Origin of the sequence: Thermosporothrix hazakensis (assembly GCF_003253565.1) — a bacterium.
Classification (GTDB): Bacteria; Chloroflexota; Ktedonobacteria; order Ktedonobacterales; family Ktedonobacteraceae; genus Thermosporothrix; species Thermosporothrix hazakensis.
The window spans coordinates 215,487-223,479 of sequence record NZ_QKUF01000009.1 but is presented as its reverse complement, the minus strand read 5'-3'; the positions used below and the strand labels follow the sequence as shown (position 1 = coordinate 223,479).

Annotated in this window: 10 protein-coding genes; 4 read left to right on the top strand and 6 right to left on the bottom strand. The window is 58.1% G+C overall.

All coding sequences use genetic code 11. From position 1 onward, the window contains the following. From EI42_RS15195 to EI42_RS32550, 4 genes are all read right to left on the bottom strand, one after another. The coding region (locus EI42_RS15195; protein ID WP_170142648.1) for a lantibiotic dehydratase family protein at nucleotides 1-1,673 on the bottom strand (1,673 nt) is incomplete at its 3' end. Nucleotides 1,674-1,694: 21 nt separating this feature from the next. Next, entirely contained in the window at nucleotides 1,695-3,071 is a 1,377-nt protein-coding gene (locus tag EI42_RS15190; RefSeq protein ID WP_170142647.1) for a lanthionine synthetase C family protein, read from the bottom strand. 241 nt (nucleotides 3,072-3,312) lie between these two features. Next, nucleotides 3,313-3,582, bottom strand: a complete 270-nt coding sequence (locus EI42_RS34885; RefSeq protein ID WP_111323456.1) for a Uma2 family endonuclease — start codon at nucleotides 3,580-3,582, stop codon at nucleotides 3,313-3,315. Beyond that, complete coding sequence (locus EI42_RS32550) at nucleotides 3,486-3,824, bottom strand: PDDEXK family nuclease (protein ID WP_137686000.1); 339 nt, start codon at nucleotides 3,822-3,824, stop codon at nucleotides 3,486-3,488. The genes EI42_RS34885 and EI42_RS32550 overlap by 97 nt, the downstream gene beginning before the upstream one ends. Before the next feature lie 295 nt (nucleotides 3,825-4,119). Here EI42_RS32550 and EI42_RS32545 point away from each other — a divergent pair, with 295 nt between their 5' ends. Together EI42_RS32545 and EI42_RS32540 are read left to right on the top strand one after the other, a co-directional pair. Then, a complete protein-coding gene (locus EI42_RS32545; RefSeq protein ID WP_170142646.1) occupies nucleotides 4,120-4,287 on the top strand; it encodes a hypothetical protein in 168 nt (55 codons plus the stop codon). Nucleotides 4,288-4,322: 35 nt separating this feature from the next. Further along, entirely contained in the window at nucleotides 4,323-4,496 is a 174-nt protein-coding gene (locus EI42_RS32540; protein WP_170142645.1) for an FDLD family class I lanthipeptide, read from the top strand. A 546-nt stretch (nucleotides 4,497-5,042) separates the two neighbouring features. Here EI42_RS32540 and EI42_RS31925 read toward each other — a convergent pair. Further along, a complete protein-coding gene (locus EI42_RS31925) occupies nucleotides 5,043-5,783 on the bottom strand; it encodes a hypothetical protein (RefSeq protein WP_137686001.1) in 741 nt (246 codons plus the stop codon). Here EI42_RS31925 and EI42_RS31920 point away from each other — a divergent pair. Then, nucleotides 5,763-6,056, top strand: coding sequence for a hypothetical protein (locus EI42_RS31920; protein WP_137686002.1), 294 nt, complete (start codon nucleotides 5,763-5,765; stop codon nucleotides 6,054-6,056). The two genes, EI42_RS31925 and EI42_RS31920, sit on opposite strands and share 21 nt — an antisense overlap. On the opposite strand, the gene EI42_RS33280 is transcribed toward EI42_RS31920, so the two are convergent. Further along, nucleotides 6,022-6,246 (bottom strand): hypothetical protein, encoded by a 225-nt coding sequence (locus tag EI42_RS33280; RefSeq protein ID WP_211326183.1) that lies wholly within the window; start codon nucleotides 6,244-6,246, stop codon nucleotides 6,022-6,024. The genes EI42_RS31920 and EI42_RS33280 overlap by 35 nt on opposite strands. A 112-nt stretch (nucleotides 6,247-6,358) precedes the next feature. Here EI42_RS33280 and EI42_RS15175 point away from each other — a divergent pair, with 112 nt between their 5' ends. Continuing rightward, nucleotides 6,359-7,951: an alpha-amylase family glycosyl hydrolase gene (locus tag EI42_RS15175; protein WP_111323454.1), complete on the top strand. Its 1,593-nt coding sequence runs from the start codon at nucleotides 6,359-6,361 to the stop codon at nucleotides 7,949-7,951. The last annotated feature ends 42 nt before the right edge of the window (nucleotides 7,952-7,993 follow it).

Genomic DNA, 7,993 nt, shown 5'->3' with positions numbered 1-7,993 from the left:
GAGATCACCCGCTCGGGAGGCACAGAGGGTGTCGTCCCGACCGCGATTTCGTAGCGCCGCAGTGGAGGCCGAAGCGCCACATTCGCCATTCGGGCCTCGCGTGGCTGATAGCTCAACTCGGCAAAGATCACATCGGGCTGAAGCGCCTCTTCACGCTCGGTCAACTGCTGTAGATGTCGCATCCCCTCCTCATCCAGCAGATCAAAGAAGCGTCCAAACGTGCGCCCGGCGTTAGGAGAACCCCAATTCGGCCCGAGCACCACGCACCACTCGCCATTGTCCAGCGCCTCACGCGACGCCGCATGCACCTGTAGATAGATTTCCAGCGAGAGCGGAGCCTGTTCCGCGACCGGAGACCAGCGCTCAAGCCGCTTCAGCAGCGCTTCGGTCAGCTCCAGCTCCACACTCTGACGGTTGATCGTTTCCGCAACCAGCGCCTGAAGCTGCTCATCCCATTTTCGGGTGTCGGGGGCGTTCGGGCCGGGTGGGAGCGGATAGGAGCGCCGAGGCTGATCGTAGCCGGGAGGCGCGTCGAGGCCCTGTTCCGGGTGCAAGAGGTCAAGCAGCGGCACCTCAACCCCCTCCCCATAGGTTTCAAGAAAGAACAGACGATACTCTTTGAGATGAGGCAATCCCTCATAAAACGGCGTCAGGCGCAGCAGGAGTTCAGCGGCGCGAGCGGCGGCCACCCCGATCTGTTGATGAAGCGTCGTCTCGTGCAGGCGAAGAGCCGCGTCAAGCTGAACCCGGGCCTTCTCCTGCGCCTCGGGAACAAGGCTCGCCTGTCGTGCCTCAACCTGCCGAAGCTGCTCGATGCTGGCTGCATTTCCGGCTGCATCGAACTCGCTTGTCTGTTGTAAAACAGCCTGCAAACCGTCGTGAAGCGTTTCAACTCCCTTGAGCGCGGCGAGCTGACGGGCAAGATAGGCAGCGGGGCGAGCATCAGTCAGGGGAGGATGCAGGTCGCTGATTAAAAAGTGGTGCTCCCAGAGCTGCCACAACAAGCGCTCAACCTGCGATGGCTTCGCCTGAGGAAAGGCCCGAAGCAGCGCCGCCTGCAATTCTGTATAAGGAATGGGCTGCACCGCCAGTTCCAGCGCCTTGAGCACAACGGAAGTAGCTCGTAGCGAGATCGAGCGGTTATCTCGCTGCCCGTAGGTATCGGCGTAGGGCAGGCGCAGGCGTCCCCCCGCAAGATAAGCCGTCTGATTCGCTCTCACCTTGAGCTGTGTCACGACCTCCTTCGCCCCCTCCGCCTGCTGTAGAAGGGCAAGCAACCAGTCCATATCGGGTCGGGTGCGAAAGCGCTGCACTGGAGGAGAGGCCAGGGTCAGCCGGGTCTCATCGGCAAACGTGCCCGTTGTGACGCCTGAGAACAGGCCAAAGGGCGTCGGGCGCGTGCTCATCCGAATCAGGTAGCGCAGCAGCCCGGCATAAGCGCGTTTCGCCGCCGCAGGCTTCGCCTGAGGAAGCCGCTGGATCGTCTGCCAGAGCGAGGGGCTTGCTACCGCCAGAGCAAGCGCACAGTGAGGCTGCTCGGCAAGCTCGCGCAACAGACGATAGCAGGCCTCTCTGTCTTCAGCCGTCTCGGAAAGCCGAAGGAACACCTCAGCAGGCAGGGCAGGCGCTCGCAGCATGAAAAAGTCAGCGGGTGCATACAGTCCTTCCGTCATGTACCCTTTTCTCTCCTTTTCTCAGGAAATAAGCAAAATGCGATCCCAGATCGGGGGAATCTCGGTTGCCGCCGCCAGCAGAGCCATCGCCACGCCCGGAGCGCCTTCCAGCCATGAAGGCTGATCGACCGCGACACCCGGCCTCTCCACATCGCGAAAGCCGAGGGGAAAATCCGGATTGAAGGTGTCAAGAATCTGCCGTACAAGCGCCGGGATCTGCTCGCGAACAAGGATGCTCTCGCTCTCATGGGCAAAGCGCAGGCAGATCTGAAGCAGCCCGGCAACGCCATGACAGAGCGTCGGAGAGAGAAGCATGCGCTGCTCAGGAGGACGCTGCATCACGGCCTCGATTCCCATGATTGCCAGCCGCTGGATTGCCCTTTCTTCCAGGACATGCCCGGCAAGCCAGAGGCTTCGAGCCACTCCCGGAGCGCCATAACACCAGCCAGCCCGAGCCACCGGCAAGTGCGCCCAGGCCCCGTGAGGTGTCGCCACCTCGATAGGTACCACCGCGGGCCAGTTCACCCCCCACTCATCGTCCAGGCGATGCACGGCCAGCCAGTCGGCGGCGCTAGCGATGGCATCAGAGATCCGGGGATAGCGATAACCAGCCAGGTAGGCCAGCGACAGGGCAGCAAGCGGCCCGGGAAGTCCGTGTGCCAGCCCACAATTGAAATAGCCCTGCCGATGCTGCGCGCGCAAGCTCGGCGAGATGATCGCCTCAGGCTTGATACACCAGCGCTCCTCTCCATATCTCTGGTGCGGCTCCAACAGCCAGATCAGGTAGTCAATCAGGCGCGCGATCATCTGCTGTGTCAGTTCGTCGGCGAGCGGGCCCATAACCAGACAGGCCAGCACACCCGATGCACCGGAAATGACATCATAATCATATTCAGCAACACGCTCCGGCCCATACCTCCAGTACCTTTGCTGCTCTATCTGTTCAAAGAGCGCCTTGCGCAAGCCTGCCAGCGTCTTCTGATAGCGCTTGCCCCCATTACTGAGCAGGTTCAGCGTAATCAGCAGAGAGGTAGTCCCCGCGAAAAGGCCTGGAGACTGGATCGGCTGCTCACGGGTACTCATTGCAGCATGGTGAAGCAGGCGCTGGACATACTGCTCATGTTCAGGGAAGTGATGAGCCAGAAAGCCGTGCAGCAGCGCAACCCCACACACGCCCGACGACAGCGCAGACGGCAGCCAGGGAGCAGGTTCACTCATCTGCTTGCTTGCCTGTGCGGCCTGCTGCTGAATAACCTCCGGGTCGACCATGCGCAGCGCAACATATCGAGCAGCTTCCAGTGCCCGCTGACGAAGCGGCTCCTCAAGCAAGGGCTGCCAGACACGCTGCTGTATGGTTGTGGGAGACGTATAGGTCAAGGTGGATTCTGCTGATGACATAAGCTGCATCCTGTTCCAGAGAAGGGCTGAGGATAGGGTAGCACAAACACTCAGCCATACAATAACAAAACGCGACCGCTCATAGCGCATCCGGCGCGGGCTCAGGCACCTCCCGACGAGAAGGTCACATATTCATAGATTGCATCCGGCGCAAACGTCCCCTTCACACAGGCACAGATTACCGCATCTTCACCTGTACAACGCCGATAACTCCACATCTCGCCCCGACGCCGAAATCTCTCTACTTACGCGTTCTGTCGCACTTAACAATAGATACACTTCGATGGAAGGGCACGCCCGACTTCTTGCCGCGATCATAGGCCTCTGTGCTCGGTGAAAGCACCTCAATCACCAGACGAGGAGCCTGAATTGTGTCTTCCTGCTCTTGCCAGTCCCTTTCCGCACAACTCACCGTCACATCGGGATACACATACCGGGACGCAGCCAGTTGCACCCGCACATCTGAGGTATAGAACCGACAGGGGCTCCCTTGTAGATGCGTATCCAGCAATTTCGTAAAATTGAGGCAATACGAGCATGGGCAATAGTCCCGCCCGTCAGCGCGTACACCCGACCGTCCAGATACTCATAGCGCACGCCCTCACTAGCTCGATCAAGCCGCAAATAGTCGGCGACGCTCATCGATGTTTCTCCCCGGGTTCCCATCATCCGCGCTCCCTCCCTTGCCTCTTCTGCACCTCTCTCGCCACTCGCATTCAGTACCAGCATACCCGAAGCAAGCAGAAAAAACAAGTGGCACCTGGCTCTTCTGCTTCATTGACAAGCCGCATCACCGGCGCATTTCGGCAGCACCGTGCTATTGTCTCCTGTTTCGCTTGCATGGAAGCATTCATTATGCAAAACAGAATGGCACCTATATAGCGCCAGCCAGCTTTATTTCTACAAAATAAGGTTCAGCTTACACAAGCGCTTTACTCCTGTATCTCTCTAATTTCAATCCAGATATGTTTGAGTCTGGAAAAAATCATAAAAACAGTGTATACTTACTTAAAATGAATATTCTCTTAAAGGAGAGGGGAGAAACGCTATGGAACAAGCCCTGATCGAACTGACACAGGAAGCTGCCTTCGAGGACGAATTCGAGCTCGATATTCGGGTCAGCGCCCCGGCCAGCGATGCGCAACCAACCGCACTGGCAACGTTTAACTCCTGCAATCCCGGTTGCGAAACGCTCTACCACTGCCCGCAACACTAACGAGCGATGTCTTTTACAAGGAAAGGAGAAACGCTATGGAACAAGCCCTGATCGAACTGGAACATGACACTCCTGTTGAAGATGACTTTGAGCTCGATATTCGGGTCAGCGCTCCATCCAGCGACATACAGCCGGTCGCGCTGGCAACGGCGAACACCTGCTATAAGAGTTGTGGAACAACCTGCCTCAGTGTAAACGAGGAAGGGTAAAGGACGCACGCCCGGATTCCAGACTTCCCTATCTTCTCCTCAGACAGAAAAAAGCAGGCTGCGTGGTCTCATGACTGCGCAACCTGTTCTCCATTCTACCGTCTCTTCCCCTTTCGTGTGTGCTCCTTGCAGGCTGCAATCCAGAGGAACCCATACCTATAAAGGGGTACACATATAAGTATTTTCTCCTATATTCCATTCCGCATGGAATAGTTCTCCTGGTAATTTGCAATTATGCTTGATACAATACAAGCGTCAATGGAATCGTCGCTATGCACCATCGAACGCGCTGTCACTCGGGCGAACGAGAGCGAAACGCTCCTGAGGGATCGCTGTATCACTTTCTACACGACCTGACGACAGCTCGCCTGTTCAGATGCATCGCGCATACTATCACCAACGCAAAGGAGTCAACCTACGACAAACTGACCGGACGAACAGCACAGACGAACAGCATAAAAGTACGTACCTCCTATTCAGCAGGAACGTACAACCCGAACCGCCAACTTCAACGGAAGGATCCCAATGATTGCGCGGTTGGATCGCTCACGAGGAGCATCCGCACACTGGTTCGTACAGGCCGTTGTCGGCCTCTGTCTGCTGCTCACCGCCACGGGGATCGGTGTCTTTCTCATTCCCCTTCTGAAAGGGGTGGGAGCCAACGGAGACAAAACGAGCTTCGGAGCATTCGTCCAGGGATACTTCTTCCTGGCTCCGCCGCTCATCGAGGCCTCGGGCGTGCTCTTCAACGGCTGGCTGTCGTTCACGCGACGGGAGAACCGTTCCCCGCTGCACGACGTCAAGTGGGGATGGGGGCTGCTGACCGCCCTGGGCATCGGATCGCTCAGCCCGGTCGTCAGCAACTTCATCGGCATCAAGAGCGGAGAGTGGTACGGGGGCTTCTTCGCAGCCTCGGCCCCCGCGATCCTGGTCATCAGCAACGGGGTGCAGTCGCTGAGCAAATGGGCATTCCGTCCGCTGCTGATCGTCGCACAGAACATACAGGTGTGGCGGGACTACCTCACAGCGTTTCGCTCGCTGTGGCGCAAAGAGCGGTGGCGACTTCGGGGGATGCACCCCGTCGTCGGGCTGCTCCTGCTCGTGGGGCTGCTGCCCGGCCTGACCGGTCTGCTGCTTTTCTTCCTGCCGCTTCTGTTCGGCGTGGGGGCGCAAGACAGGCCGACAGGTCTCGCAGCCGTCGTGCTGTACGGGGGATCGCTTCTCCCGTCTCTGCTCAGCTGCGGACGGACCCTCACAGACGGCTGGATGGACTTCATCAGCGTCCACAGGTACCCGCCGTCTCGCAGGGAACACCGTTGGGCTCGCAGGATCCTGGCAACGATCGGGATCACGCTCCTGGGGAGCTTCTGTAGCTACAACGGAGCGATGGTCTACGCGCTGTGGTATCGGCATCACTACGACGCCTCCACCACGGCCACGCTGAACGCCAGCATCGCGGTGCAGACGATCATTTCGCTGATCTTCATGGTCATCCAGAAAATGATCTCTCTGCGCAAATCGCCGGTCAAGCCCGATTCGGGAGACTCATCGAAGGGGTGAGGAAAAACAGCACTCGCACCTGAGCCTGAACGCTCGCATATCGCCGCTGCTCGCCTGATACAGCCGCAGAACAGTGGCGATATCGATCGCTGTTCTCGCTCAGCAAGGCAGGGAAGGGAGTCACATCGGCTCCCTTCTCTGTTTGCTTCTTCGCGCCCCCCGCTCCTGTAGAAGCGCTTCCCTCTCGCATTGAAGCGGAGACACACAGTATTGCTGCAATCTCGTTGCTTTTTTCCATTGCAGTGGTTATAGTATAAGAATATATCAATGCGATAGCAAGACAGAAAGGAAGCCCGTAACGAATGTCACAGTCCTGGTGGCAAACAAGCGTGATCTATCAGATCTACCCGCGCAGCTTCGCCGATGGCAACGGGGACGGCGTGGGGGATCTTCCCGGCATTACACAAAAACTGGATTATCTCCGCTGGCTCGGTGTTGACGCTATCTGGCTCTCACCAATGTACCCATCCCCTATGGCTGATTTTGGCTACGACATCAGCAATTATACGGATGTTCACCCGCTCTTTGGCACTCTGGCAGATATGGATACGCTGATTGAGCAGGCACACAAGCGAAACCTCAAGGTCCTGCTGGATTTCGTGCCAAACCACACCTCCGACGAACACCCCTGGTTTCAGGAATCGCGCTCCAGCCGCGACAACCCAAAACGCGACTGGTATATCTGGCGTGATCCCGCTCCTGATGGCGGTCCACCCAACAACTGGACCAGTCACTTTGGCGGCTCGGCCTGGCAGTTCGACGAACAGACCGGGCAATACTATCTGCACCTGTTCGATGTCAAGCAGCCGGACCTGAACTGGCGCAATCCAGCGGTACAGGAAGCAATGTATGATGTATTGCGCTTTTGGCTCAAACGCGGCATTGACGGCTTCCGCGTGGACGTGCTCTGGCTGCTGCTCAAAGATGAACAGTTCCGCGACAATCCTGTCAACCCCGACTGGAAGCCAGGCGATCCCTCCTTTACTCGCCTGATTCCTCGTTACACCGAAGATCAGCCGGGCATTCACGCGCTGGTGCAGAAGATGCGTTCCGTGCTGGACGAGTTCGGGGATCGGGTGATGATCGGCGAAATCTACCTGCCCGTGCCGCGCCTGATGTCCTATTATGGCGAGCAGCTAGACGAAGCACATCTTCCCTTCAACTTCCAGCTTGTCACGCTCCCCACCTGGGAAGCAAGCATTATTCGCAAGACCATCGATGACTACGAAGCTGCTCTACCAGCGGGCGCATGGCCAAACTGGGTGCTCGGTAACCACGATAAACCACGCATCGCGGCCCGGGTAGGACGCGAGCAGGCACGCATCGCTCAGATGTTGCTCCTGACCCTGCGCGGCACACCAACCTGCTACTACGGCGACGAGCTCGGCATGCAGCATGTTCCCATTCCGCCGGAGCTGATGCATGACCCACAGGGCAAGGAAAACCCGCTCTACAGCCGCGATCCTGAGCGCACCCCGATGCAATGGGATGCCAGCTATGCGGCAGGTTTCTGCCCCGAAGGCGTCACGCCCTGGCTGCCCGTATCCAGCGATGCCGACACCTGTAATGTGGCAGTCGAGCAGAAAGATCCGCACTCCATGCTCACGCTTGTGAAGCGGCTGCTCGAAGTGCGGCGCTCGTCGGAGGCGCTCCGTATCGGCACGCAGCAAACGATCGATCAGGAGAACGCGTCTTGCATCGTCTACCTGCGCCAGCATGGCGCGCAAACCTGCTTGATTGCGCTCAACTTCTCGAATGAAGAGCAGCTCGTCACGCTTCCCGGGCAGCAGCAGGGCGTCATTCGCCTCTCGACGCACCTGGATCGGGAAGAAGACATCTCGCTCACCGAGATTCGCTTGCGCCCGAATGAAGGCGTCCTCATCGAAATGAAGTAGAACCTTTGCTTCCTCTGTACGCATTTTTACCCGGTGCAGGGG

Bases quoted from the DNA above. Each gene is read 5' to 3' on its own strand.
- EI42_RS32545 (WP_170142646.1), top strand. From the start codon at position 4,120: ATGGAACAAGCCCTGATCGAACTGACACAGGAAGCTGCCTTCGAGGAC.
- EI42_RS31920 (WP_137686002.1), top strand. From the start codon at position 5,763: ATGGACTTCATCAGCGTCCACAGGTACCCGCCGTCTCGCAGGGAACAC.
- EI42_RS32540 (WP_170142645.1), top strand. From the start codon at position 4,323: ATGGAACAAGCCCTGATCGAACTGGAACATGACACTCCTGTTGAAGAT.
- EI42_RS15190 (WP_170142647.1), bottom strand. From the start codon at position 3,071: ATGTCATCAGCAGAATCCACCTTGACCTATACGTCTCCCACAACCATA.
- EI42_RS15175 (WP_111323454.1), top strand. From the start codon at position 6,359: ATGTCACAGTCCTGGTGGCAAACAAGCGTGATCTATCAGATCTACCCG.
- EI42_RS33280 (WP_211326183.1), bottom strand. From the start codon at position 6,246: ATGCGAGAGGGAAGCGCTTCTACAGGAGCGGGGGGCGCGAAGAAGCAA.